The 24008-nt window shown below is 63.5% G+C and carries 18 protein-coding genes; 5 read left to right on the top strand and 13 right to left on the bottom strand.

Annotation, left to right across the window (positions count from 1 at the left end):
- The first annotated feature begins 93 nt into the window (after positions 1-93).
- From lpdA to AC5WNI_RS02700, 4 genes are all read left to right on the top strand, one after another.
- A complete protein-coding gene (lpdA, locus tag AC5WNI_RS02685; protein ID WP_175090458.1) occupies positions 94-1533 on the top strand; it encodes a dihydrolipoyl dehydrogenase in 1440 nt (479 codons plus the stop codon).
- Between the two features lie 108 nt (positions 1534-1641).
- Complete coding sequence (gene sucC, locus AC5WNI_RS02690) at positions 1642-2808, top strand: ADP-forming succinate--CoA ligase subunit beta (protein ID WP_175090459.1); 1167 nt, start codon at positions 1642-1644, stop codon at positions 2806-2808.
- Positions 2808-3680 (top strand): succinate--CoA ligase subunit alpha, encoded by an 873-nt coding sequence (gene sucD, locus AC5WNI_RS02695; RefSeq protein WP_043333998.1) that lies wholly within the window; start codon positions 2808-2810, stop codon positions 3678-3680. Before sucC ends, sucD begins: the two co-directional genes overlap by 1 nt.
- 296 nt (positions 3681-3976) lie before the next feature.
- Positions 3977-4519 (top strand): DUF302 domain-containing protein, encoded by a 543-nt coding sequence (locus AC5WNI_RS02700; protein ID WP_487885689.1) that lies wholly within the window; start codon positions 3977-3979, stop codon positions 4517-4519.
- Positions 4520-4729: 210 nt separating this feature from the next.
- Here the strand turns inward: AC5WNI_RS02700 and glpQ are convergent, their stop codons facing one another.
- The 7 genes from glpQ to AC5WNI_RS02735 form a co-directional block, all read right to left on the bottom strand.
- Positions 4730-5890: a glycerophosphodiester phosphodiesterase gene (gene glpQ, locus AC5WNI_RS02705; RefSeq protein WP_217485942.1), complete on the bottom strand. Its 1161-nt coding sequence runs from the start codon at positions 5888-5890 to the stop codon at positions 4730-4732.
- A 133-nt stretch (positions 5891-6023) separates the two neighbouring features.
- Positions 6024-7028 carry a glucosaminyl phosphatidylglycerol flippase gene (gene gpgF, locus AC5WNI_RS02710; RefSeq protein ID WP_175090461.1) on the bottom strand — a complete coding sequence of 335 codons (1005 nt, stop codon included), beginning with the start codon at positions 7026-7028 and terminating at the stop codon, positions 6024-6026.
- A gap of 63 nt (positions 7029-7091) precedes the next feature.
- Positions 7092-7934, bottom strand: a complete 843-nt coding sequence (gpgD, locus tag AC5WNI_RS02715) for an N-acetylglucosaminyl phosphatidylglycerol deacetylase (protein ID WP_495928628.1) — start codon at positions 7932-7934, stop codon at positions 7092-7094.
- Positions 7927-9051, bottom strand: coding sequence for an N-acetylglucosaminyl phosphatidylglycerol synthase (gpgS, locus tag AC5WNI_RS02720; RefSeq protein ID WP_495928629.1), 1125 nt, complete (start codon positions 9049-9051; stop codon positions 7927-7929). Before gpgS ends, gpgD begins: the two co-directional genes overlap by 8 nt.
- A 695-nt stretch (positions 9052-9746) precedes the next feature.
- A complete protein-coding gene (locus AC5WNI_RS02725; RefSeq protein WP_495928630.1) occupies positions 9747-10124 on the bottom strand; it encodes a hypothetical protein in 378 nt (125 codons plus the stop codon).
- 290 nt (positions 10125-10414) lie between these two features.
- Positions 10415-12361 carry an exoribonuclease II gene (locus AC5WNI_RS02730; RefSeq protein WP_175090465.1) on the bottom strand — a complete coding sequence of 649 codons (1947 nt, stop codon included), beginning with the start codon at positions 12359-12361 and terminating at the stop codon, positions 10415-10417.
- A gap of 184 nt (positions 12362-12545) precedes the next feature.
- Positions 12546-13211 (bottom strand): SDR family oxidoreductase, encoded by a 666-nt coding sequence (locus AC5WNI_RS02735; RefSeq protein ID WP_285461731.1) that lies wholly within the window; start codon positions 13209-13211, stop codon positions 12546-12548.
- Positions 13212-13494: 283 nt separating this feature from the next.
- Here AC5WNI_RS02735 and AC5WNI_RS02740 point away from each other — a divergent pair, with 283 nt between their 5' ends.
- A complete protein-coding gene (locus AC5WNI_RS02740; protein ID WP_495928631.1) occupies positions 13495-14646 on the top strand; it encodes an oxidoreductase in 1152 nt (383 codons plus the stop codon).
- A gap of 116 nt (positions 14647-14762) precedes the next feature.
- Here AC5WNI_RS02740 and AC5WNI_RS02745 read toward each other — a convergent pair whose 3' ends face one another.
- The 6 genes from AC5WNI_RS02745 to AC5WNI_RS02770 all read right to left on the bottom strand — a co-directional run bounded on the left by AC5WNI_RS02745 (position 14763) and on the right by AC5WNI_RS02770 (position 23649).
- Positions 14763-15968, bottom strand: a complete 1206-nt coding sequence (locus AC5WNI_RS02745; RefSeq protein ID WP_495928632.1) for a TIGR01620 family protein — start codon at positions 15966-15968, stop codon at positions 14763-14765.
- Entirely contained in the window at positions 15965-17452 is a 1488-nt protein-coding gene (locus tag AC5WNI_RS02750; protein WP_495928633.1) for a YcjX family GTP-binding protein, read from the bottom strand. Before AC5WNI_RS02750 ends, AC5WNI_RS02745 begins: the two co-directional genes overlap by 4 nt.
- A 115-nt stretch (positions 17453-17567) precedes the next feature.
- On the bottom strand, positions 17568-18773 hold the full coding sequence (locus AC5WNI_RS02755) for an MFS transporter (RefSeq protein ID WP_495929156.1): 1206 nt from the start codon (positions 18771-18773) through the stop codon (positions 17568-17570).
- 144 nt (positions 18774-18917) lie between these two features.
- Positions 18918-19805 carry a DUF2927 domain-containing protein gene (locus AC5WNI_RS02760; RefSeq protein WP_495928634.1) on the bottom strand — a complete coding sequence of 296 codons (888 nt, stop codon included), beginning with the start codon at positions 19803-19805 and terminating at the stop codon, positions 18918-18920.
- Positions 19806-19937: 132 nt separating this feature from the next.
- Entirely contained in the window at positions 19938-21530 is a 1593-nt protein-coding gene (locus AC5WNI_RS02765; protein WP_175090469.1) for a solute:sodium symporter family transporter, read from the bottom strand.
- Positions 21531-22053: 523 nt separating this feature from the next.
- Complete coding sequence (locus AC5WNI_RS02770; RefSeq protein WP_175090470.1) at positions 22054-23649, bottom strand: solute:sodium symporter family transporter; 1596 nt, start codon at positions 23647-23649, stop codon at positions 22054-22056.
- Positions 23650-24008 lie beyond the last annotated feature (359 nt).

Genomic DNA, 24008 nt, shown 5'->3' on the forward strand with positions numbered 1-24008 from the left:
TTGAGGATCTCGAGGGCGTGAGCGGCCCCGGCGGGTGGCACTGACACGCGCCGGGTTGCCAACCCGAATCGAACTGCACCAACAGGAAGAGACATGGCCGATAAATTTGATGTGATCGTCATTGGCGCTGGCCCTGGTGGCTATGTCGCCGCCATCCGCGCTGCTCAGCTGGGTCTGAAGACCGCCTGCGTCGAGAAGTGGGTCAACAAGGAAGGCAAGGTCGTTCACGGCGGTACCTGCCTGAACGTCGGCTGCATTCCGTCCAAGGCATTGCTGGAAACCTCGCACAAGTACGTCGAAGCGCGTGATGAGTTCGCCGAACTGGGCATCAAGGCCGACGGCGTCGAGATCGACGTGGCCAAGATGATCGAGCGCAAGGCGCAGATCGTGAAGAACCTGACCGGCGGTATCTCCGGTCTGTTCAAGGCCAACGGTGTCACCGCGCTGGAAGGTACCGGCAAGGTGCTGCCGAACAAGCAGGTCGAAGTGACCGACCACGACGGTGGCAAGACGACCTACGAAGCCGAGAACATCGTCATCGCGTCCGGTTCCGTGCCGGTCGAGATTCCGCCGACGCCGCTGACCGAAGGTCTGATCGTCGACTCCACCGGCGCGCTCGAGTTCGAGGAAGCGCCGAAGCGCCTGGGCGTCATCGGCGCCGGTGTCATCGGCCTCGAGCTTGGCAGTGTCTGGAGCCGTTGCGGTTCTGAAGTCACCGTGCTGGAAGCGGTCGACAGCTTCCTGCCGATGGTCGATGCGGCCGTCGCCAAGGAAGCCCAGAAGCTGCTCAAGAAGCAGGGTCTGGACATCAAGCTCGGCGCCCGTGTGACCGGTTCCGACATCAAGGACAGCGAAGTCGTCGTCAAGTACACCGACGCCAACGGCGAACAGGAACAGACCTTCGACAAGGTCATCGTCGCGGTTGGCCGTCGTCCGTACACCCAGAGCCTGCTCGACAGCGATGTCGGCATCAATCTGGACGAGCGTGGCTTCATCCACGTTGATGACCAGTGCGCGACCAGCGTGCCGGGCGTCTACGCCATCGGCGACGTGGTGCGTGGCCCGATGCTGGCGCACAAGGCCTCTGAAGAGGGCGTGATGGTTGCCGACATCATCGCCGGCCACAAGGCCGAGATGAACTACGACGCCATCCCGAGCATCATCTACACCTTCCCGGAAGTGGCGTGGGTCGGCAAGACCGAACAGCAAGCCAAGTCCGAAGGCATCGAAGTCAAGACCGGCAGCTTCCCGTTCGCGGCAAGCGGTCGTGCCATGGCCAACAATGCCACTGAAGGTCTGGCCAAGATCATTGCCGACGCTGAGACTGATCGCGTCCTGGGCGTTCACATCATCGGCCAGCATGCCGGTGAGCTGATCGCACAGGGTGTGACTGCCCTCGAGTTCGGCGCAAGCGCCGAAGACCTCGCACTGATCTGCACGGCTCACCCGACGCTGTCGGAAGCCGTGCACGAAGCCGCGCTGGCCGTTGACGGGCATGCGATTCACATCGCAAACCGCAAGAAGCGCAAGTAAGCGTCCTTCCGAACAAGAGGCGCGTCGCCCCGGCCAGGCCGGGGCGAACGGTGGCAGTGGCATCTTGCGACTGCCGTTCGAGTCTAATGCAACCAATGGCATGACACGATGAACCTTCACGAATATCAGGCAAAACAACTTTTTGCCGACTATGGCCTGCCGGTGTCCAAGGGCTTTGCCGTTGACACCCCGGAAGACGCTGCTGAAGCGTGCAAGAAGATTGGCGGCGACAAGTGGGTCGTCAAGGCACAGGTCCACGCTGGTGGCCGCGGCAAGGCTGGCGGCGTCAAGCTGGTCGACAGCGCACAAGCCGCTTCCGACTTCGCGACCCAGTGGCTGGGCAAGAACCTGGTGACCTACCAGACTGACGAAAATGGTCAGCCGGTCACCAAGATTCTCGTCGAGAACTGCACCGACATCGCCGAAGAGCTGTACCTGGGCGCCGTCGTTGACCGCACCACTCGTCGCATCGTCTTCATGGCTTCCACCGAAGGCGGCGTGGAAATCGAGAAGGTTGCTGAAGAGACGCCGGAAAAGATCCTGAAAGCCGAGATCGATCCGCTGGTCGGCGCACAGCCGTACCAGGCGCGTGAACTGGCCTTCAAGCTGGGTCTGAACCCGACCCAGATCAAGCAGTTCACCAAGATCTTCCTGGGTCTGGCGAAGATGTTCGCCGACAAGGATTTCGCGCTGCTGGAAATCAACCCGCTGGTCATCACCGACGAAGGCAACCTCCACTGCCTCGACGGCAAGATCAACATCGACGCCAACGCCGTCTACCGTCACCCGGATCTGCAGGCGATGCACGATCCGTCCCAGGAAGACGAGCGTGAAGCGCATGCTGCCCAGTTCGAACTGAACTACGTTGCCCTCGACGGCAACATCGGCTGCATGGTCAACGGCGCAGGCCTGGCGATGGGCACCATGGACATCGTCAACCTGTCTGGCGGCAAGCCGGCCAACTTCCTCGACGTGGGTGGCGGTGCTACCAAGGAACGCGTTGCAGAAGCCTTCAAGATCATCCTGTCCGACGACAACGTCAAAGCTGTTCTGGTGAACATCTTCGGCGGCATCGTACGTTGTGACATGATCGCCGAAGGCATCATCGGTGCCGTCGAGCAGGTCGGTGTCAACGTGCCGGTCGTGGTGCGTCTGGAAGGTAACAACGCTGAACTCGGCGCCAAGAAGCTGGCCGAAAGCGGTCTGAACATCATCGCTGCTACCAGCCTGACTGACGCGGCGCAGCAGGTTGTCAAAGCTGCGGAGGGCAAGTAATGAGCATTTTGATCGACAAGAACACCAAGGTGATCTGCCAGGGCTTCACTGGCGGCCAGGGTACCTTCCACTCTGAACAAGCCATCGCCTACGGCACCAAGATGGTCGGTGGCGTGACGCCGGGCAAGGGTGGTCAGACTCACCTGGGCCTGCCGGTGTTCAACACCGTCGCCGAAGCCGTTGCCGAGACTGGCGCTGAAGCGTCCGTCATCTACGTGCCGGCACCGTTCTGCAAGGATTCCATCCTTGAAGCGGCCAATGCAGGCATCAAGCTGATCGTCTGCATCACCGAAGGCGTGCCGACTCTCGACATGCTGGAAGTCAAGGTCAAGTGCGACGAGCTGGGCGCGCGCGTCATCGGTCCGAACTGCCCGGGTGTCATCACTCCGGGTGAGTGCAAGATCGGTATCATGCCGGGTCACATCCACCAGCCGGGCAAGGTCGGTATCGTGTCCCGTTCCGGCACCCTGACCTACGAAGCCGTCAAGCAGACCACTGACCACGGTTTCGGTCAGTCCAGCTGTGTCGGTATCGGCGGCGACCCGATCCCGGGTTCCAACTTCATCGATATCCTCGAGATGTTCGAGAAGGACCCGAAGACCGAAGCCATCGTCATGATCGGCGAGATCGGCGGTTCTGCTGAAGAAGAAGCGGCTGCCTACATCAAGGCGAACGTCACCAAGCCGGTCGTCTCCTACATCGCTGGTGTGACTGCGCCTCCGGGCAAGCGCATGGGCCATGCAGGCGCCATCATCTCCGGCGGCAAGGGTACTGCCGACGAGAAGTTCGCGGCTCTGGAAGCGGCTGGCGTCAAGACTGTGCGTTCACTCGCGCAGATCGGCGATGCCATCAAGGAAGTCACTGGCTGGTAAGCCATTGATCTCCTGACAGCGATCGGCGCCAAGCGGATCGCATGTCACCGAAAGGGCAGGCCCACAGGGCCTGCCCTTTTTTCGTTTCTGGCCCTCAACAGTCTCTCCCGAGTGCATGCCGGCGGTTCTACCTGCAGCCGGTGACGTGCGCGAGGGCGAGGTGTTTCACAGGTACAGGCGCGACAGGTGCGTTCATATCAAGCAGTTGCTAATCTGATGACTGTTCATTGGCACCTGACCAAGCGACACGTGCAGATGCCCCACGGCGCAACACGACTCACTGATAAGGATGTTCCATGCTCAAGTCATTCCCCGCCCTCACGCGTTCCGCGCGCCTGCTGGCGCTGCTGTCCCTGCCGTTGGCTGCTGGCGTACCGCTGGCTGCTAGTGCAGATTCCGGCGCGGCGGCAGCCTCCGCCCCTGAAGCTTCAGCGAGCATGCAGGTGCCTGCCAAGGGCATCGAGTCGGTGACCAGTCGTGATGATGTCGCCTCCGTCCAGGCGCGTCTCGAGACGGCGCTCGAGGCCAAGGGGCTGACGCTGTTCAGCGTCATCGATCATGAAGCGGGAGCCAAGAAGGTGGGCATGGAGCTGCCTGCGACGCATACCGTCGTCTTCGGCAATCCCAAGGTGGGCACTCTGTTGATGCAGTGCAATGGAGCGGCCGCCCTGGACCTGCCGCAGAAGATGTTGATTCGTGCCGTGGAGGGCGGCAGCGTGATCGAGTGGAATGACCCGCAGTACATGGCCAATCGTCATGATCTGGGCGACTGCAAGCTACCGCTGGACAAGATCGCCGGGCTGCTCAAGGGGCTGGCCGCCGAAGCGGCGGGTCAATGAAGGCAGCGCGCATCACGTGTCGATACTGATATCGTGAACTGACAACAGGAACTGACGATCGATCGCTGCCAATCAAGCAGGACGAGAAAGCCGGACTCCTCATGGAGTCCGGCTTTTTGATGGCCCCTTGTCAGGAACCACCTGTCTTGCAGGGAGGGATTGCAGACAGGGCTTGTAGACAGGGCTTGCAGGGTTTGCTTTCAGAGCTGCTTACAGAGCATCACCGTGCTGCTTCAGCCACTGCACGGCGCGGTCCGGGTAGTCCGTGAAGACACCATCTACCTTGGCGTCGATGAAGAAGGCGCGCAGCATGTCATCGTAATCGCTGGCCCAGTCGGGGATGCGCCCTTCATCGAGGCGGAAGGTGTAGGGCATCACGATCAGGCCCTGCGCATGGGCTTCCTCGACCATCGGAGTGACCTTGATGTCGTCCCGGGTCGAGCTGTCTTCGATCACCATCGGTTTCCATGGCCCGATGCCATCGGCGTAGGTGGCGATGCGCTGCATGCCGCCTTCCTGATACATCCAGTCATAGTCGTAGGGCTCAAGCTTGCCATCCGCATCCGGCTGGAAGGTCATGTCCCAGCTGGTCTCGCCCATCAGCTGTACCAGGCGCAGGTCCATCTCCAGCTCAGGCTGCAGCGTGTCGTGGATGCGCTTGAGGCCATTGGGGTCGAAGACCTGTACGACAGCGTTGTCATCGTGCGCGACGTAGCCGTACTGCTTGAGGGTCTCGAGCACGGCTCGGGAGACCTGCTTGCCTTCCGACTGGTGGAACCAGGGTGCCTTGATCTCCACGTACAGGCCGACATCGCGTCCGGTGGAGTGATTCAGGCCCTGGATCATCTCGATTTCTTCACTCAGGGTATGCAGGCCGAAGTGCGACTTGCCCAGCGGGAAGCGCTCAGGGTAGTCGGCGACCTGCTCGCCATCCTTGACGGTGAAGCCCTCGCTGAACGACAGCTTGCGCAGCTCATCCAGCGTGAAGTCGATGGCGTAGTAGCGGCCATCGTCGCGCGCACGCTCGGGGAAGACCTCGGCGACATTGGTCACGCGATCCAGGAAGCGGTCGTGCAGTACCACCAGCTGGTCGTCCTTGCTCATCACCACGTCCTGCTCGAGGAAGTCGGCGCCCTGGGCGTAGGCCATCGCCTTGGCGGCGAGTGTGTGCTCGGGCAGGTAGCCCGAGGCCCCCCGGTGGGCGACCACGACCTTGTCGGTGCCATGGCCGGGGTCGATGCTGCGCAGAGGCCTGTCATCAGCGAGTGCCGCTGAGGTCGAGGTGGCCAGCAGAGAGCCGACCACGCCCATCATGGCCAGCGGGCGACGAATGCGGGCGGAAGTCGGGTGACACTGGGAAGGATGCGGCATGTGAGATCACCTTGAGCTGTGGTTATTGTATGGCCGTTCAATAAAGCCGTCTGCCAACATAACAAATTCTTATTCATAAGGCGATGATCAAGTTTTTTTCATGATGAGCAAGAGCCGCTGCTCGGTCGTTCGGTCATGTGGTCGCCGAGCGACGCTTGAGCAAGCTTCCCAGCATGCTGCGTCCCGCCATCACGAAGAACACCGGAGCGCCGGCGATCAGGTAGAAATAGAAGGTCACGGCCCGCCATATCACCACGGCCGCCGCGGCACTGGCGGCGCCGATCATCGGGCTGAGCAGGGCGGTGGAGGACAGCTCCGCGCCTCCGGCGCCGCCGGGCAACAGCGTCAGCTGGCCCGCTGCCAGCGAGAGCATCTGCACGATGAAGGTCCAGCTCCAGTCGATGTCCTGCCCCAGCCCGGACACGGCCAGATAGAGGATCGAGTAGCGCAGCAGCCAATGCGCGCAGCAGAGCAGGAAGATCAGGCTCAGTGTCAGGCGCGGCAGGGCGAGCGTCTCGACCAGCGCATGGCGAAAGTGGATCAGACCCCTCGCCAGCTTGACGCGTGAGCGATGGCGTACCTTGAGCCAGCGCAGCAGGCGTCCGCTGGTCTTGAGCAGGCGCCGATGGTGCTTGCCCAGCGCAGCCAGCAGGCCAAAGCCGATGATCAGCAGCAGCGCCGGCACGGCCAGCATCCACCCCAGGCGCAGGTCGATGGTATGCGAGAGGGCGTAGAGCCCGATGCTGGCCAGTGCCGAGAGGAAGAACAGCATGTCGGTGATCTGATCGACCGCGAATACTGCCGTGGCCTGCGCCGGGCGCACCCCCTGACGTGACAGCAGCCCCATCAGGGTAAGCGGGCCGCCGCTGCCGCCGGGGGTGGCGCTGATGGCGAATTCGGTCGCCATCACCATGCCGACGGCGCGCCGTTGCCCCAGATGACCGCCACGTCCGGCCAGCAGTAGACGCAGCCGGCCGGCGTTCAGGTTCCAGCACATGACGATCATGCAGAGCATCAGGAGGAAGGTGTCGAGGGGGAACTGGCGCAACTGGCCGCCCAGTCCACTGCCACCCAGCACCAGCGGTATCGCGATGACCATCACAAGGCCAGCACCCAGTAACCAGAGGGCACGATTCATGGCAGATTCCCGCAGCGGGTTGATACAAGGCCCATACAACGGGACTCATCGGGTGGGTGGGTCTCAGGCAGCACTGTGTTCCGCCTGGTGCGAGTTCAGTTGCGTCATGTCAGGCGTGGCGGGGGTGAGCAGCCCCTGCTGGGTCAGCCACCCGATCTTGGTCATCGGCAGGCGCCCCTCATCGAGCAGGCGCTCGACCAGCGTCAGCCAATACTGGCGTGAGCGTGCATGGCGCATATCGACCGGATGCAGGCCCAGACGCAACACTGGCGCCTGTTGCTCGCGGCTCAGCTTGCGCTGCGTCACCCACTGCGACATCAGACGGCGGGGCGCTGAGCGTGCGCTCCAGACCAGTCCGGGCGCGTCGATGACCGTGAAGTCAGGTAGTCGATAGAGATGCTGGGGGTCGCTGGTGTAGCGGAAGTCGAGGGACTTCAGCGCCTGACGAGTGCCGTCGCTCATCAGCCAGGCGGGAGCCACGAAGCCCTCCAGCGGCCAACCAAGACGCTTGAAGAGTGCGGCGCCTTCCAACAGGCGTCGTCTGGCTTCGGCCTCATCGAGGGGGTAGAACTCACCCTCCCAGGTCAGCACGCGGCGCATCAGGTAATCGCGCGGGGTGCGGGGGGCTGGCGCGTCATCGCAGTGATAAAAGCCATGCAGGGCAAGCTCGTCTCCCTGTTGGCGGCGAGAGTCCAGCAGGGCGATGAATTCGGGAGCGTCTTCCAGGGCGCTGCGATGATGGAAATCAGGTACCACCAGCCAGGTGATCGGACAGGGATAATTCAGGCGTGCCTGGCAGAGGGCATCCACCTCGGCGACGAAGTCCCGGTAGTCGGACCATGTCTCGGGCGCGACATCATGCAGGACCAGCAGAAAGTGCTGCTTGGCAGGTGGCGACTCAGCCATGGGTCACCTCTTCCAGTACCGGTTGCATGCGAGTCCCGGTGACCGCGTGATAATGCCCGAGCAGACCATCCACGACACGGTCCCAGGCGTGATGCTTCTCGACATGACGACGCGCCTGGCGGCCCAGTGCCACGGGGTCATTGGCGAAGACTTCCTGTACGGCACGCGCCATGGCATGCGGCGAGTGCGGGTTGCAGAGCTGACCGCAGCCCAGTGGCACATTCTCGGCCAAGGCGCCTGCGCGTGCCGCCACCACCGGCGTACCACAGGCCATGGCTTCCAGCACCACCAGGCCAAAGGTTTCCTGGGTGCCGGCATGCAGCAGCACATCCACCGAGGCCACCAGACGCGCCACTTCGGTGCTGCTGCAGAAATGCCCGGTCACGCTGACATTGTCGGGTAGATGTCGCGGCATGCCCGAGCCGATCAACAGCAGATGGTAGTCGGGGCCGAGCAGGCGAGCGGCTTCCAGCAGCTCATCCAGATTCTTCTCGCGTGAGCCGCGCCCGGCGAAGGCCAGCAGTCGCACGTGGTCTTCCAGACCAAGCTCACCACGCAGACCCTCATCGCGGCAGTCAGGGTGGAAGGTGGAAAGATCGACACCGAGTGGCTGGATATGGACATTGTCGACACCGAGCCGGTCGAGTCGGTCGGCCATCACCTGGCTGGGGGCCAGTACGCGATCGAAGTGGCGATAGAGGCGCTTGACGTAGCGATCGACATTGACCCCTGACCATTCACCCAGACGATTGGTGATCAGGCGTGGCAGGTCCGAGTGATAGAAGCCCAGCACCGGGACATCGAGCTTGCGACCGGCATCGAGTGCTGCCCACGCCGTGACGTAGGGGTCGCCAGCCTCGATGACATCCGGCTGCAGTGCCAGCAGCGTGCTGACCCAGCCGCCCCGGCGCAGGGGGAAGCGATAGCCGTTGCCGAAGGGAATGGGCGGTGCCGGCACGCTGTAGAGGTCATCACTGACGCTGGTGGTCTCACCGGGGACCAGCAGGCTGTGACGAACATCAGGCCGCTTCCGCAGACGTCGTCGCTTGGCTTCCAGGTAGGTTCTGACCCCGCCACTGGAGGGGGCATGGAACATGGTCATGTCAGCGATATGCACACGGACTCCTCAAGACCGCTTTACCGGTCGTGCGCGATGAAGATGAATCCCGACGTCACTGCCTGCCATGGCTGCCTTGTCGTGCTTCAGAGGGCTAGAGAAAGACGCAATCGAACACACGGATTCCAGCTAGCCAGTGGCATTGACGAACGAGCCTCTGGTCAGTCATGGGGGGAACCCGACGTGAAACCAAGGGTACGAGGCATGACATGCGGTGTCGCGCGTGACGAGACGCCTCGCCACGCGATATTCCACATGCGCCTGGCAGTGACGTTACATCAGGAGATGACTGGACTGTGTGACAACAGGGAACAAGGTTGGTGCGATGCGCTCCTGCGCTCAGTCTCTTGGCATAAGGCCCCTGACATCAGGCTTCTGGCATCCGATTCACTGCGAGGGGAAGAAAGATGTTTCGCCATGCTGGCGATGGTTCAGGAGGGAGTGCGGCAGCTGGCCTCTCAGCTGCGCCGGGCAAGAAAAGCCCTACGACAGGCAAAAAAAGACCCTGTCCGGAGCCACCGGACAGGGCAAGTGCGTGCACTACAGGAATACAGGGGGCGACAGGGGGAGGGTCGCCGGAGCGGGCATTGCAGGATCTAGCAGTGGATCGACTCAGTCATGTCTGGCATCCGTGCCTGGTGTTGCATGGGGTCCTGGCATCGTTATCTGTCCTGATGGATGGAGATCGGGCGTCATCACGCCAGTCCATGCTGGGACAGGTGCAGGGCGCTGGGCATGGCTTGGCCAAGCTCCTGCGAGAAGGCGGCTTCCGGCTCGGCTGGGCGCTGGCTGGCGAGCAGCACAAGGCTCAGCAGCAGGCCGGCGGCCAGCAGCAGACGGTTGCGGGTCCGGCGACGATCACGTTCCAGCAGCATCGCGACATGTTCCATCGCTTCACGTTGAATCTCACGCTGGCGCTCCGGAGAGGTGGAGCTGCCATCCGAGCTTCTGCCTGAGCTGCTATCTGCTCCGGAGTCGACACGGGCATAGCTCATGGCCGGGTGACGAACGATGGCGGCATGCTCGGCCAGGTGACGCAGTGAGGTAGCTGCAGTGGAGCGATGAGTTTTCATTTCCGGGTCCTCGCATGGACGAACTTCATCAGGGACAGGCTTCAGTCATTCGCGCTTGGTCAATCCAGTAACGCTGCAGCAGTGAAAGCAGATGTCGTGTGTCGATGTGAGGAGTATAGCGTGAGCTTCTGTTTCACAAAATTACAATTTCTCACGCTTGGTACACGCGCAGTATACGCAATACACGAGAACGAAAAACGCCCCGGGCGCAGAGCGCTCCGGGGCGTAGATGGCCGGGGCAATTGCTCATGATCACAAGGCAGTTACATACGGCAGTGGTGGGTCGCGGCTTATTCGGCCGGACGACCTACCAGTGAACGACGCTCTTCACGGGCTTCGGTCAAGGAGACCTTGATGATGTCGCCCAGTGAGTAACGCAGCTCGTCTTCGATGCGCACGCGGCCTTCCTTGTCATCGATCGCGACCTTCTTGCGATCGCTGTGGATCAGCGGTGCCGGAATGAAGACGCTGGCGCCATTCTCTTCCAGACGCACGCGCATGCCGCCACGACGGATGTCGATGATCTCGCCAGTGAAGACCTGCTGTTCTTCGGCGGCCTTGGTCAGGTAGCGCACGTAGAGCCAGTCCTTCACATCACGCTCGGCCATGCGGTTGAGACGACGACGTTCGCTGAGGTGCTCGGTCAGCTGCTCGGTGGCTTCCGCCGGCACGTCCTGGCCGAGAATCACACGCTTGATCAAGCGGTGGTTGACCATGTCGCCGTACTTGCGGATCGGCGAGGTCCAGGTCGCGTAGGCTTCCAGACCCAGACCGAAGTGCGGCCCCGGCTGTGCGGACATCACGGTGTAACCCTGGAAGCGACGCATGCGCACGTCCAGCCAGGTGTCTTCGCGACTGTCCAGCTCCTGACGGATCAGGCGGTAGCCTTCCAGGCTGCCCAGCTGTTCAGGCGTGGCGGTGATGTTCTGGCCAGCCAGGAACTCGATGGTGTCGTCGTACTTCTCCGGCGCGAAGCCCTGGTGCACGTTGAAGATACCGTGACCGATGTGCTTGGAGAGCAGACGTGCGCAGCTCAGGTTCGCGGTGATCATGGATTCTTCGATCATGCGATTGCTGATGCGGCGGTGGTCGGCACGTACGTTGAGCACGTTGCCTTCCTCATCCAGTTCGAACTCGAAATCCGGACGCTCGCGGAAGACCTGGGAATTGCGTGCACGCCAGGCGATACGCGCCTGGGTGAAGGCTTCCAGCTGACGCAGTCCTTCGGCCAGCTCTTCGGTTTCCGGCTTCCAGCTGCCTTCCTGGCCTTCGATCCAATCGGAGACGTTGTCGTAGGTCAGGCGGTGGTGGGAGCGCATGGTGGCCGCGAAGAATTTCGGCTCACCGATCACGCCATCGGTATCGATGTCGACGATGCACATCAGCGTCGGACGGTCTTCACCTTCCTTCAGCGAGCACAGGTCATCGGCCAGGATTTCCGGCAGCATGGTGACGTTCTGGCTCGGCAGGTAGACGGTGAAGGAGCGCGTGCGCGCCTCTTCGTCGACAGGGCTGCCTTCCGGCACGTAGGCGGTCGGGTCCGCGATAGCGATGCTCAGGGTCCAGCCGCCTTCCGGGCGCTCGACGATGTGCAGGGCGTCATCCATGTCACGCGTCTTCTCACCATCGATGGTGAAGAAGGGCACGTGGGTCATGTCTTCGCGGGTCAGGCCCTCATCCAGCAGCGGCCAGTCGTTGCCGCCCTCCGGTGAGGCCTGTTCCAGCGCATGGCGCGCCAGGGTGACACGCCATGGCACGCGCGGGTTGTCCACCTCGGCGATGACTTCCTCTATCTGGGCGAAGAAGCTGCGGTCATCCTTGCGCATCGGGTGACGCAGCAGACGTGCCACGACCCAGTCGCCATCATTGAGGGCTTCCTCATTGATGCCACGCTTCACGCGCGCTTTCATGCGCGTGTTGATGGACGGGTGATCCGGCATCACGTTCAGGCGGCCATCACGTTTGCCGACACGAGCGACGAAGCGATCGACACCCGTCTCAATCAGCACTTCCGGCTGTACGGACTTCTTCTCACCTTCCACCTTGACGGTCGCTTCGACGGTATCGCCGTGCAGTACCTGCTTCATGGCGGGTGGCGGCACGAAGTAAGACTCGCCGTCCTCGCATTCGAGGAAGCCGAAGCCCTTGTCGGTGCCTTTGATCACCCCCGTGACACGGGGAATTTCCTGGCGGATTTGATCTTTCAGCTGCGCCAGCAGCGAATTGTTCTGCAGCATTTCGGAAGTTCTGTTGGCGGGGTCAGTGGCTCACTATACGGACATGGAGCATGGGGGGAAAGCGGCCAGATGGCCCAACGCCCGCGCGGGCTGCGCGCAGGCGTGGATGAGCGGTGGGACAACCGCGGGCAACCCAGGTGAAAGCGGCCTGCCTGCGTACCTTGTCACAGGCTCAGGCGCGCGCTCAGTCGGCGGTCGCCGTGGCGTTGATCAGACGCGAAACCGGGGTATCACCGTCGAACAGGGTGAAGATGGGCGCCTTGCGCTGACGGCCACCGATCTCGCGAGCCTTGATCAAGCCGAGCAGGAACTCGGCGACATTGGCGCGCGAGACCTGCATCTCGTCGGAGTCATCGGCGTTCTGGGTCAGCTTGCCGCTGCCGCTGTCGTTGGTGAGACGGCCGGGCTTGACGATGACATGACGCAGGCCGCTCTCGGCGAGGCACAGGTCGGCCGCCTTCTTGGCCGCGAAGTAGGGGCGCATCGCTGCCGGGCCGGCCAGTGGTGTCTCGGAGCGGATCGAGCTGACCTGGATCACGCGCGACAGCCCGAATTCGGCGGCCAGCTCTGCGGTGCGCATCGCACCATGCAGGTCGATGGTCAGCGTCTTGTCCGGGCCGGTGTTCGGGCCGGAGCCCGCGACGAACACCGCCTGATCGCAGCCATAGAAGGCCTGGCGCATCTCGCCTTCCAGGTCGCCCAGTACCGTCGGGATGCTGCGATCATGGAACCAGCTCTGCTGCTCGGTCGAGCGGATCATCGCCACGATGGGTTCGCCGGCGGCCTGAGCCTTCTCGCAGAGTTGACGACCGATCTTGCCGTTGGCACCGATGATGAGCGTCTTGCGCATGCTGTCTGCTCCTTCGCGAATCAAATGGCGAGGTGGCTTGCGAGTGGTATTCCCACTCACTGCCACGCCCCTCCTTGTAGAGCAAGGTCTGCGGGCTGAATCACGAGACTTCAAGGGGGCCGTTCAATCGCGGGCATTACGCGGCGCCTCGCTCGCGGGATGAAGTCTGCGATGGTCAAGCATTAAAGGCGGCTGTCATCTCTGTCTGTGGCACGGGAGCCTTGCTAGGATGGCGCTGCCAGGTACGACTCCCCAAAGATTGCGCCAACGACAAGGATGCCCGATGAGCCGCATAGCCCACCCCGATAATGATGAGCACAGCGACACTGCCGCATGGCACGGCGCCGCCTTCCCCTCCGAGAGCGCGATCCGGGTCGGGCTGATCGGTTATGGCATGGCGGTGCGCACCTTCCACGCGCCCTTGATCGAGGCCACGGACGGGCTGGCGCTGGTGGCACTGTCCACCTCGCGGCCCGAGATCGTCAGGGCCGAGCGTCCGCAGCTGGAGGTGGAGGCCACCCCTGAGGCCTTGCTTGCGCGTGACGACATCGACCTGATCATCATCGCGACGCCCAACGAGACCCACGCTCCGCTGGCCTCTGCGGCGCTGGCGGCAGGCAAGCATGTGGTCGTCGACAAGCCCTTCACGGTGACGTTTGAAGAAGGTGAGGCCCTGACCCGCCAGGTCGAGCAGGCCGGACGGGTGCTGGCGGTATTTCACAATCGGCGCTTCGATGCCGACTTCCTGACGCTGGCGGAATTGATCAACGACGGCACGCTGGGCCGTATCGCGCATCTGGAATCCCACTTCGACCGCTTTCGTCCGACGGTGCCGAACCGCTGGCGTGAGCAGGCACTGCCCGGCAGCGGCCTGTGGTATGACCTCGGTCCGCATCTGCTGGATCAGGCGCTGTGCCTTTTCGGCGAACCGAGCACCATCCAGCTCACGCGTCGCGCCCAGCGCGAGGGCGCGGTGACCGATGATTTCTTCCACGCCGTGCTCGATTACGCCCACCATCCAAGGCACCCGGGTCTGGTAGTGGAGCTGCACGCCAGTGCACTGACGGCGGCGCCGACGGCACGCTTTGCCGCACACGGTACCCGTGGCAGCTACGTGGTATTCGGGCTCGACCCTCAGGAGGATTGCCTCAAGGCCAGTGACTGGCCCTCGCGTGACCCGCTGGAGCGCCAGGCGCGCCAGTGGGGGCGGGATGCGCGTCCCGGAATGCTGACCGTGCTGGAGGCCGACCCGGATGGCGCCGAAGGCGAGCAGGTGCTGGTGGGCGGCACCCATCAGGGCCGCGATGGCGACTATCCGGCCTGGTATGCGGGGCTGCGCGACTGCATTCGTGGCCAGGGCGGCAATCCGACTTCACCCCATGAGGCGCTGCGCGTGATGAAGTGGCTGGAGGCCGGCATCGCCAGCGAAGGCTGAAACCATCGAAGGTGAGATGACTCACGAAAGACGCGCGCCCTGAAGGCCCGAATGGCCAGCTATCAGAGGCGCGCGTCTTGTTTTTCAAGGCAGTGGCAGGCGAGGTCGCGGCCTGCTCAGCTCGGGTCGTCCTCGCCCTTGTCGGCCTTGCGCATGCGCGAGAACAGCTCCGCGCGCAGCTCACCGATGCGCGGCACCTCCTCGGCATGGAAGGGGATGGGGCGCAGCAGGCGCATGGCTCGCAGGCCGAGACGTGCGTTCATCAGGCCACTGCCCAGTCCCTGACCGGCCTTGGTGGAGAGGCGGCCGGCCAGATTCATCGACAGCAGGTCCATGCTGGCCTCGGCAGCCAGTTCGCTGGCACCGGCGAAGGCCATCGAGGCCAGCACCTCCTTGAACAGCCGCAGGCGGCTGGCATAGCCCAGCTCCAGCCCGTAGAGGAGCGACAGGCGCTCCATCATGCGCAGACCGCGCCAGGCCACCAGGCTCATGTCGACCCAGGTCAGCGGCGAGACCGCCACCATCACCGCTGTCTCGCCACTCATGCGCGAGATCAGACGCCGCGCCTCACGGTCCCGCGGCCCCAGCACGTGGAAGGCGAACAGCTCGCGGCGCTCCGATGGGGTGTGATGCGCTTCACAGGCGGCGCGCCAGGCGCGCACGCCGGCGTCATCATCGCCGAGCTTCATCTGGCGACGCAGCTGTTCGAGCAGGTCTTCCTGCTGGCTGTCGGCCTTGCCGCCTGCCTTGCCCGAATCCTCGTCAGGCGTGGACAGCGCATCACCGCGCTGGCCAAAGCCCTGTTGGCCAAAGCTTTTCTGGCCAAAGCTCTCCTGGCCAAAGTCATCCTGCTGATGCTCTTCCAGCACGGCGCGCAGCGCGACGTGCCTGCGCAGGTGACGCAGCCTGAAGAGCTCCTTGCCCAGCGCACGGGCGCCAAGCCCGATGGCGCCAAGGCCCAGCAGACCCCAGGCGCCGGCGATCAGGTCGCCGCCCATGGCCGCCTGATAGAGCGCATGACCGGCTTCGACACCCCCGAGTGTCAGGGTGCCGAGCAGCAGCCATTTGAGGCCGCGATGACGTGGCCGGGCGCTCAGCGTCGCATCCAGTCCCGGCGTGGCGGGTTCCGGTTCGGCCGCCGCCAGCGGCTGGCTTTCCATCTCCGGCGAGAAGTGACGCGCGCCGCGCAGGGCCTCTGCCGTGCTCTTCGATGCGCTCTCGGTGGGGCGCTCGGCATAGGGGGGCGAGGCGGCATCGGCCTGCGCCGAATCGGGGCTCGTGAAGCGTTTGCCCGGGCGCGGATGGCGGGATTCGGTGTTCATTTCAGGTGGTCTCCCAGCAGCCAGTCGAGCACGGCGTCCATGCGGATGTGAGGTGGCGCATTGCCATCGATCTTCGGCGGCGCGAAGTGGGGGAAGTCGAAGCGGCTTTCGGCCCAGAAATTCGGGTCGGGCAGCCGTGAAGGCACCTCGCCCGGGAACAGCAGCACGGACTCGCGGCCAGTGCCTTGTGTGTCCGAGTCGCCCGCTCCCTCGTGCTCGCCTAACAGTTGTCCCGCCAGTGCCGGATGACGTTGGCCATTCTCTACCACCTCACGCGCCTCACTGGCGCGGATGGCGGCGATGGTGAAGGCCTTGAGTGGCACATCGCGATAGCGCAGGCGCTTGAGCGGGTCCGCCAGCAGCTGCTCGAGCAGGTCGCGCATCGCGCCATGCTGCTCTGGCGTGACGTGGTCGGCCTTGGTGGCGGCGATGGCCAGGCGGTCGATGCGGCGGTCCATCAGGCGCGCCAGCAGGTGGCGGCGGCCATAGGCGAAGCTGTCGAACAGCTTGTCCAGTGCACGGCTCAGGTCGCGGAATGGCGCCGGGCCGGCATTCAGCGCGCCCAGCACGTCGATAAGCACGATCTGGCGATCAAAGCGCCGGAAGTGGTCGTGATAGAAAGGGCGCACCACGCGGCGGCGATAGTGATCGAAGCGCCGCGCCAGGGTGCGATACAGGCTGGCTTCCGGCAGGGCGGCCAACGCGTCGCGTGTCCAGTCACCGAGCCCCGGCAGCGGGAAGAACTGCAGCACCGGCGCCTCGTCCAGCTCGCCGGGCAGCAGAAAGCGGCCCGGTGTCAGGTCGACGAAGCCACCCTTGCGGCGCGCGGCGTGCAGATAGTCGGTATAGAGGCTCGCGATCTCGGCGAGGCGGTCTTCATCCACTTCGCTGTCCGGTGTCAGGCCCTCTATGGCCGCCATCCAGTCCTGCGCCCAGTCGCCACGCCCGTCGGCCAGCTGGGTCTCGCACTCACTGCTCCAGCCGCTGAAGTCCTGCTCCAGCATCGGCAGGTCCAGCAGCCATTCGCCGGGATAGTCGATCAGGTCCAGCGTCAGGGTGGCGCGCTGGCTGTCGAGCATGCGCGCGGCGCGCGAGGTGGGGCGAAAGCCTATCTTGAGACGCAGCTCGCTGATGCTGCGGGTCGGCGTCGGCCATTCGGGCCCGTGGGGTGACTGCTGGCCGGACAGCGAACGCAGGCCGGCTTCCAGCGGAAAGCGCGGGATGGAGAGGTCCGGCTGGCTGACGCGTTCCGCGCCGAGCAGGCGGCCGTCGCGTGCGGCAGGCAGCAGTTCCAGGCGCGCGCCGAGTCCGGCATGGCGCAGCTGCTCGATCAGCGAGACGAGAAAGGCGGTCTTGCCGGCACCGGACAGGCCCGTGACGGCGAGCCGCAGCTGGCGGTCGAGACCGCGCTCCAGCAGGTCATGTGCTTCGCGGCCCACATCGCGGGCAAGCTGGCGGGCGTTGCGGGTCATGGTGTTGAACATCAGGCATTCCCTGTCAGTGGGGGCGAGGCGGCGGCGCGACGTGATGGCATCCTGGCAGCTGATGATGAGCTGGATGATGGCCGGGACTTGTCAGCGTGCGCCGTACGGCTCGCCATCAACCCTCTATCTGCGGGCGATCGGCGCGCAAGGCAAGCTGACGCCACACCAGCAGGGCGATGGGCAGCAGGCAGGCGGGGATCAGCAGCAGGTTGAGCAGCGCCCAGCCCAGCGTGCTGACCAAGGGGCCGGCCAGCAGCGCCGTCACCGCCCCGGTGGTGAAGACGAGGAACTCGTTGGCAGCCTGGGTGCGGGCCTTCTCGTTGGGGCGATGGCAGTGGGTCAGCATCGTGGTGGCGGGCAGGAAGGTGAAGTTCCAACCGATGCCGAGCAGGATGAGACCGAGGAAGAACCCCTGGGTTCCCGTCAGGTAGTCGGCGGCCAGCAGCTGCGCGGTGGCAAGACTTGTCAGCAGGAAGGCGCAGCCGGTCACGATCATGGTGCCTGACCCGAAGCGGGCGACCAGCCGCCCGGTGAAGAAGGACGGCAGGAACATGGCGACCACATGCCATTGGATGGTGGTGGCGACGTGATCGAAGCCGTGTCCGGCATGGGCCATCGCCAGCGGTGTGGCCGTCATCGCCAGATTCATCACCCCATAGCCGACCATCGCGCTGAGCACGGCCAGCAGGAAGGTCGGCTGACGCAGGATCACGCCCAATGGGCGTGCAGGTTCCACTGCATCACCGTCGGCTGACCGGGCATTGTCCTCGCTGGGCAGGCGGATGAAGGCCAGCAAGAGAAGCGCCACCAGATAGAGCGCCCCCAGCCCGATGAAGCTACCCAGGAAGGGCGTGTCGGCCAGCGCATGACTGGTGCGGGCAAGCCAGGGTCCGAAGAAGGCCGCCAGCACGCCACCCCCCATTACCAGCCCGATGGCGCGTTCGCGCTGCTCCTCCGGGGCGGCCTCCATCGCGGCGAAGCGATACAGCTGACCGAAGCCGATGCCGATGCCCACCAGCCAGGTGGCGAGCAGGAACAGCCCGAAATGCTGCAGATGCAGTGCCAGCACGGCCAGCCCCGCGCCAGCCAGCCCGCACAGATTGCCGAGCACGAAGCCACGTCGCCGCCCGAGGCGGGCGGTGATCAGTGAGGCGGGAATGGTGGCACACATCAGTCCCAGCCACTGGGTGGCGACCGGCGCGGTCGACCAGCTGCTCGAGGCCAGCTGGGCACCGATCAGTGGTGAGACCGCGATCAGCAGGATGTTGCCGCTGACCAGCAAGGCCTGACACAGCGACAGCAGCGTGACGGCCAAGGGCAGGCGTGCCCGGTCGGCAGCGGGAGAAGATAGTGGCATGAAGGCGCAGCTCCGTCGGATATCGGCGCCCGGTGCGCCTGTCCTGATTATGCCTGTACTCCGTCCAGGCGTTCCAACTCCATGCCCGGGGTCGCGCTCACGGCGAGCCTAGTCTCCCGCCCATTCCCGCAGGCTGCCCTGGCGCACACGGTGAATGGCGTGTGACAGCTCGCCCTGCTCGGCAAGGCGCTGGATGACTGCGGGCAGCGCAGCGCGGATCTGTGTAGCTGACATGCCGGGGGAGAGTTCCGAGGCATACAGCATCTTGAGCAGCACGTAATCCAGCGGGCTCAGCCAGGTATCCACCGTGACGTCACTGAAGACGGAGGGAAAGACGTTATCCGAATCATTGGGCAGCCCCATCAACTGGGCGCTCTCCTCGACGACGCAGTCCACCAGGCGCGCCTTCTGGCGGGCATAGTCCGCGGGGATCAGGATCAGGCCGCTGGTGATGGCGTGATCCGGCCCGGTCTTGAACAGCGTCAGGCATACGCCTTCCCGCAATGCCTTGCGCATGCCCGGGGCGGCGGCCTGCTGCTTGCCGACATAGGCGGCGGCCTCGCGCGTCATGTTTTCCCGGGCGATGAAGGCGATGCGCAGATTGGCCTCTCTGGCGGAAGACACGAAACTCAGCGGATGACCGGTGATGGTGGATAGATGACGGAACTGGATCTCGCTCATCTGTCGCTGCAGAGATGAGTCGCCCAGCTGCGAGTCGACCCAGACCGTGATCGGTTTCTGCCAGCGCACCAGCGAGGCGCTGCTGCCGGGCAGGTATTCACGCTTGAGTGCCACTTCCATGAAGCTGTCCGCCAGTACAGCGGCCCGCTGCCAGCGCTCGGCGGCCTGGCTCGGGCTGACGGTGGCCAGACAGGAGAGCAGCAGACCGATCCCCAGCGCCTTGAGTGCCCAAGGCGCCCTCAGCGAGGAAGCGAAAGAAGCCCTCAGCGTGGAAAAGAACAGCCCCTTGAGCTGGCGATGGGGTAAGCAGAGCATGGGCGACCTCTTCAGTGAACATGCAGTCCAGCATGCCTGAAATGCAAACGCCCCGCGTGTCCGAGAGGGCAACGCGGGGCGTGATACTCATTTGATGACGATTTGCCGTCCCAAAAAGGCGGCTTTCAGGCGTCAGATGAAGGCCAGATAGATGGCGATCACCAGCACGACCAGCAGCAGTGCACAGACCTTGGCACCTTTCCAGGGCGTCATGTCGATGGCGCCGACATCCTGCTGGATCCACGGCTCGTCACGCGGCGCCAGCTTGCCGATGATCAGCATCATCGCGATCAGCAGCACGAACACCAGACCGACGAAGTGGAACTCGTGGATCACGTCCAGCACGCCGGAGAAGGCCGGCACGAAGTAGACCACCCCGATCACGCTACAACCGATCAACAGTGCCAGGTTGGCGGCGATGGTCGGCACGCGACGTGTCAGCAGCCCCATCAGCACCACGGCGAAGATCGGGATGAAGTAGATGGCATTCATCTTCTGCAGGTAACCGAACAGGCTCTCCTGACCGGCCAGCAGCGGCGCGAGGGTCATGGAAGCGATCGCCAGCACCCAGCCGAAGCCCTTGGAGACCTTGACCACTTCCTCGTCGCTGGCATCACGACGCAGATGCGCCTTGTAGATGCCGGTGGAGAACAGCGTGGTGGTGGCGTTCAGCGCCGAGTTGAAGGACGACAGGATCGCGCCGACCATCGCCGCGGCGAAGAAGCCGGTCAGCGGTGCGGGCAGTACATCGAACACCAGCTGGCCGTAGGCGCTGTCGGCCTTGACGCCGGAAGAGGCGTAGAGGTGGTAGGCGATGATGCCGGGAATCACCAGATACAGCGGGCCCAGCAGCTTGAGGGCACCGGTCAGCAGCACGCCTTTCTGGCCCTCGGCGAGGGTCTTGGCGGCGAAGGTGCGCTGGATGATCTGCTGGTTGGTACACCAGTAGAAGAAGTTGATGATCATCACGCCGGTGAACAGAGTCGAGAAGGGTACCGACTGGTCTTCGCCGCCCATTGAGTTGAATTTCTCCGGATTGGCGGCGGTCAGCGTGTCCCAGCCGGCCATCGCACCCTGGCCATCACTGACGGCATCGAGGCCGAAATAGACGATCAGCATGCCGCCGATCAACAGGCCCACGCCGTTCAAGGTGTCGGAGATGGCGATGGAGCGCATGCCGCCGAACAGGGCATAGATGGCACCGATGATGCCGACGACCCAGATGGTCATCCACAGCAGTGCATTGGGCGAGCTGATACCGGTCAGCGAGGGAAGGTCCAGCATGCCCTGCAGGCCGATGGCACCGGAGTAGAGGATGATCGGCAGCAGGATCACCGCGTAGGCGAACAGGAAGATCAGGTTGGTGATCAGCTCGGTGCTGCGTCCGAAGCGCAAGGCCAGCAGCTCAGGCAAGGTGGTGATGCCACTCTTTAGGAAGCGTGGCAGGAAGAACATTGCCATCACCACCATGGCCAGTACCGCCATGACTTCCCAGGCCATCACTGACAGACCATCGGTGAAGGCGGCGCCATTCAGGCCGACCATCTGCTCGGTGGACAGGTTGGTCATCAACAGGGAGCCCGCGATCAGCGGGAAGGTCAGGCTGCGTCCGGCGAGGAAGTAACCGGTGGAATGCGAGGTGTCATCGCGGTGTGTCCACCACCAGGTCAAGACAGCGACCAGGCCGGTAAAGAACACGAAAGAAACAAGTGTCAGAGCATGCATGGGGGGAGGGTTCCTTTAGGCGTGCGGCGTCGAATCAGAAGGGGTCAGGCTCATGATCCGAGGAGATGATTCGATGCCGATCCAGCCGTGGCGATGCAATGCACACAGCAGGCTGTGTCATCGTCCGTGAAGAGACTCACCGGTAACATTCACGGCAAGACTGGCGATAGTGTAGGTATCTGCTGATTTCTCGCTATCCGCCATTTGTAGAACATACGTTGGTTTTGAGGTGCAGCTGGCGTCGATTGAGCGTTGAGGATGAACAGGAGGTCATTGCTTCTCAGTCTCTGGTATCAGGCCTTGATCGCAGTGTCGTAAAAAGACGCATGTCGCGGCTTTCACCGCGCATTGCGGGTCACCTTTGATGCCCAGTCAGAGACGCCAGCGCCCCGTCATCAGTGAAGATGACGGGGCGCTGGCGTTAGCATGTCGTGCGTTCATCTCGTACGCACATGTCGTGAGGTCATGGCGATGACGATGACGATGACATGCGGCGTGCGATCGCGTCGTGCGGGTGGGGCGATCAGCTGGCGAAGGCCAGGTAGATGGCCATCACCAGTACCAGCAGCACGATGCTGGCGATACGAGTGCCGGCCCAGGGCGTCATGTCGATGGCGCCGACGTCCTGCTGGATCCAGGGTTCGGCGCGCGGTGACAGCTTGCCGATCACCAGCATCATGGCGATCAACAGCACCAGCACGATGGCGATGAAGTGGAAGTTGTGCACCCGATCGACCAGTTCGGAAAGCGTCGGCACGAAGTAGAACAGGCCGATGACCGCGCAGCCGAGCACCAGCGCCAGATTGGCGGCGATGGCCGGCACGCGCTTGGACATCAGTCCCACCACGATCACCGCCAACAGCGGGATGTAGTAGATGGAGTTCACCTTCTGCACATAGACGAACAGGCTTTCCTGGGTCGCCAGCAGCGGGGCGATGGCCATCGCGGCGGCGGCCATGATCCAGCCGGCCCACTTGGAGGCCTTGACCACCTCTTCATCGCTGGCCTGCGGCTTGAGGCGTGCCTTGTAGACATCGAGACTGAACAGGGTGGCGGTGGAGTTGAGCGCCGAGTTGAAGGACGACAGGATCGCGCCGACCATCGCCGCGGCGAAGAAGCCGGTCAGCGGCGCGGGCAATACATCGAAGACCAGCCGGCCATAGGCGGCGTCGGCCTTGATGCCGTCACCGGCGTAGAGCTGGAAGGCGATGATGCCCGGCAGCACCAGATACAGCGGGCCCAGCAGCTTGAGGGCACCGGTCAGCAGCACGCCCTTCTGGCCCTCGGCGAGGGTCTTGGCGGCGAAGGTGCGCTGGATGATCTGCTGGTTGGTACACCAGTAGAACATGTTGAGCAGCAGCACCCCGGTGAACAGGGTCGAGACCGGCACTGACTGGTCATCCCCGCCCAGCGAATTCAGCTTCTCCGGGTGGGTCTCCTTGAGCGTCTCCCAGCCAGCGAGGATACCGTTGCCGTCGCCGACGCGGTCCAGCCCGTAGTAGACGATGATCATGCCGCCGATCAGCAGGCCGATGCCGTTCAGAGTGTCGGAAATGGCGATGGAGCGCAGGCCACCGAAGAGGGCATAGATGGCACCGGCGATGCCGACGGCGATCACGGTGCCGGTCAGCAGCACCATCTGCGAGTCGATGCCGGTCAGGGCTCGCAGGTCGAGCACGCCCATCAGACCGAGGGCGCCGGAGTAGAGAATGCTGGGCAGCAGGATGATGGCGTAGGCCAGCATGAAGATCAGGTTGGCCAGCAGCTGGGTGGTGCGATCGAAGCGCAGTGCCAGCAGTTCCGGCAGGGTGGTGATACCGCTCTTGAGGAAGCGTGGCAGGAAGAACATGGCCATCGCGACCAGCGAGACCACGGCTACCACTTCCCAGGCCATCACGGAGAGGCCGTCGGTGAAGGCGGCGCCGTTGAGGCCCACCATCTGCTCGGTGGAGAGGTTGGTCATCAGCAGGGAGCCTGCGATGATCGGGAAGGTCAGACTGCGTCCGGCGAGGAAATAGCCGGTGGAATGTTGATGGTCGTCACGACGGGTCAGCCACCAGGTGATCACGGCGACCAGCCCCGTGAAGAACACGAAGGAGCTCAGGGTGAGGGCGTTCATGGCATTATCCTTGTTGAACAACAGGGCTCGGAGGCCTGCTTGCTCAGCTGCCCATCGTCTGCAGAACATGCCTCACCGTTGGCGCGCGGTAGCACGAGACACGCTGTCAGCGACCGACATCTAGCGTGCCGATCAGTGTCAAAGAAATGCCGGACCCTCACCATTGATAATTTGTCTGACATTTTTCTGCAATTGTCTGATTCGTGCAGACATAGCCCGGTAGCGGCTGTCGACCTGTCGCCATGACCAGAACGCCCCGCCTCTTGCGTGTCGATCGACGGCAGGAGGCGGGGCGTTGTCGTTGTCAGAAGCTGGTATCGCAAGCCGATAGTCAGCAGCGGGTGTCAGTAACCGACACC

Source organism: Cobetia sp. PDI-12MA (assembly GCF_059507695.1).

What these genes read in the sequence shown, in the direction of transcription:
- lpdA (WP_175090458.1), top strand. Translation starts at nt 94, where the DNA reads ATGGCCGATAAATTTGATGTGATCGTCATTGGCGCTGGCCCTGGTGGC.
- AC5WNI_RS02765 (WP_175090469.1), bottom strand. Translation starts at nt 21,530, where the DNA reads ATGCATGCTCTGACACTTGTTTCTTTCGTGTTCTTTACCGGCCTGGTC.
- AC5WNI_RS02750 (WP_495928633.1), bottom strand. Translation starts at nt 17,452, where the DNA reads ATGTTCAACACCATGACCCGCAACGCCCGCCAGCTTGCCCGCGATGTG.
- AC5WNI_RS02740 (WP_495928631.1), top strand. Translation starts at nt 13,495, where the DNA reads ATGAGCCGCATAGCCCACCCCGATAATGATGAGCACAGCGACACTGCC.
- AC5WNI_RS02700 (WP_487885689.1), top strand. Translation starts at nt 3,977, where the DNA reads ATGCTCAAGTCATTCCCCGCCCTCACGCGTTCCGCGCGCCTGCTGGCG.
- sucC (WP_175090459.1), top strand. Translation starts at nt 1,642, where the DNA reads ATGAACCTTCACGAATATCAGGCAAAACAACTTTTTGCCGACTATGGC.
- AC5WNI_RS02730 (WP_175090465.1), bottom strand. Translation starts at nt 12,361, where the DNA reads ATGCTGCAGAACAATTCGCTGCTGGCGCAGCTGAAAGATCAAATCCGC.
- AC5WNI_RS02760 (WP_495928634.1), bottom strand. Translation starts at nt 19,805, where the DNA reads ATGCTCTGCTTACCCCATCGCCAGCTCAAGGGGCTGTTCTTTTCCACG.
- AC5WNI_RS02725 (WP_495928630.1), bottom strand. Translation starts at nt 10,124, where the DNA reads ATGAAAACTCATCGCTCCACTGCAGCTACCTCACTGCGTCACCTGGCC.
- gpgD (WP_495928628.1), bottom strand. Translation starts at nt 7,934, where the DNA reads ATGGCTGAGTCGCCACCTGCCAAGCAGCACTTTCTGCTGGTCCTGCAT.
- sucD (WP_043333998.1), top strand. Translation starts at nt 2,808, where the DNA reads ATGAGCATTTTGATCGACAAGAACACCAAGGTGATCTGCCAGGGCTTC.
- gpgF (WP_175090461.1), bottom strand. Translation starts at nt 7,028, where the DNA reads ATGAATCGTGCCCTCTGGTTACTGGGTGCTGGCCTTGTGATGGTCATC.
- AC5WNI_RS02735 (WP_285461731.1), bottom strand. Translation starts at nt 13,211, where the DNA reads ATGCGCAAGACGCTCATCATCGGTGCCAACGGCAAGATCGGTCGTCAA.
- AC5WNI_RS02745 (WP_495928632.1), bottom strand. Translation starts at nt 15,968, where the DNA reads ATGAACACCGAATCCCGCCATCCGCGCCCGGGCAAACGCTTCACGAGC.
- glpQ (WP_217485942.1), bottom strand. Translation starts at nt 5,890, where the DNA reads ATGCCGCATCCTTCCCAGTGTCACCCGACTTCCGCCCGCATTCGTCGC.
- AC5WNI_RS02770 (WP_175090470.1), bottom strand. Translation starts at nt 23,649, where the DNA reads ATGAACGCCCTCACCCTGAGCTCCTTCGTGTTCTTCACGGGGCTGGTC.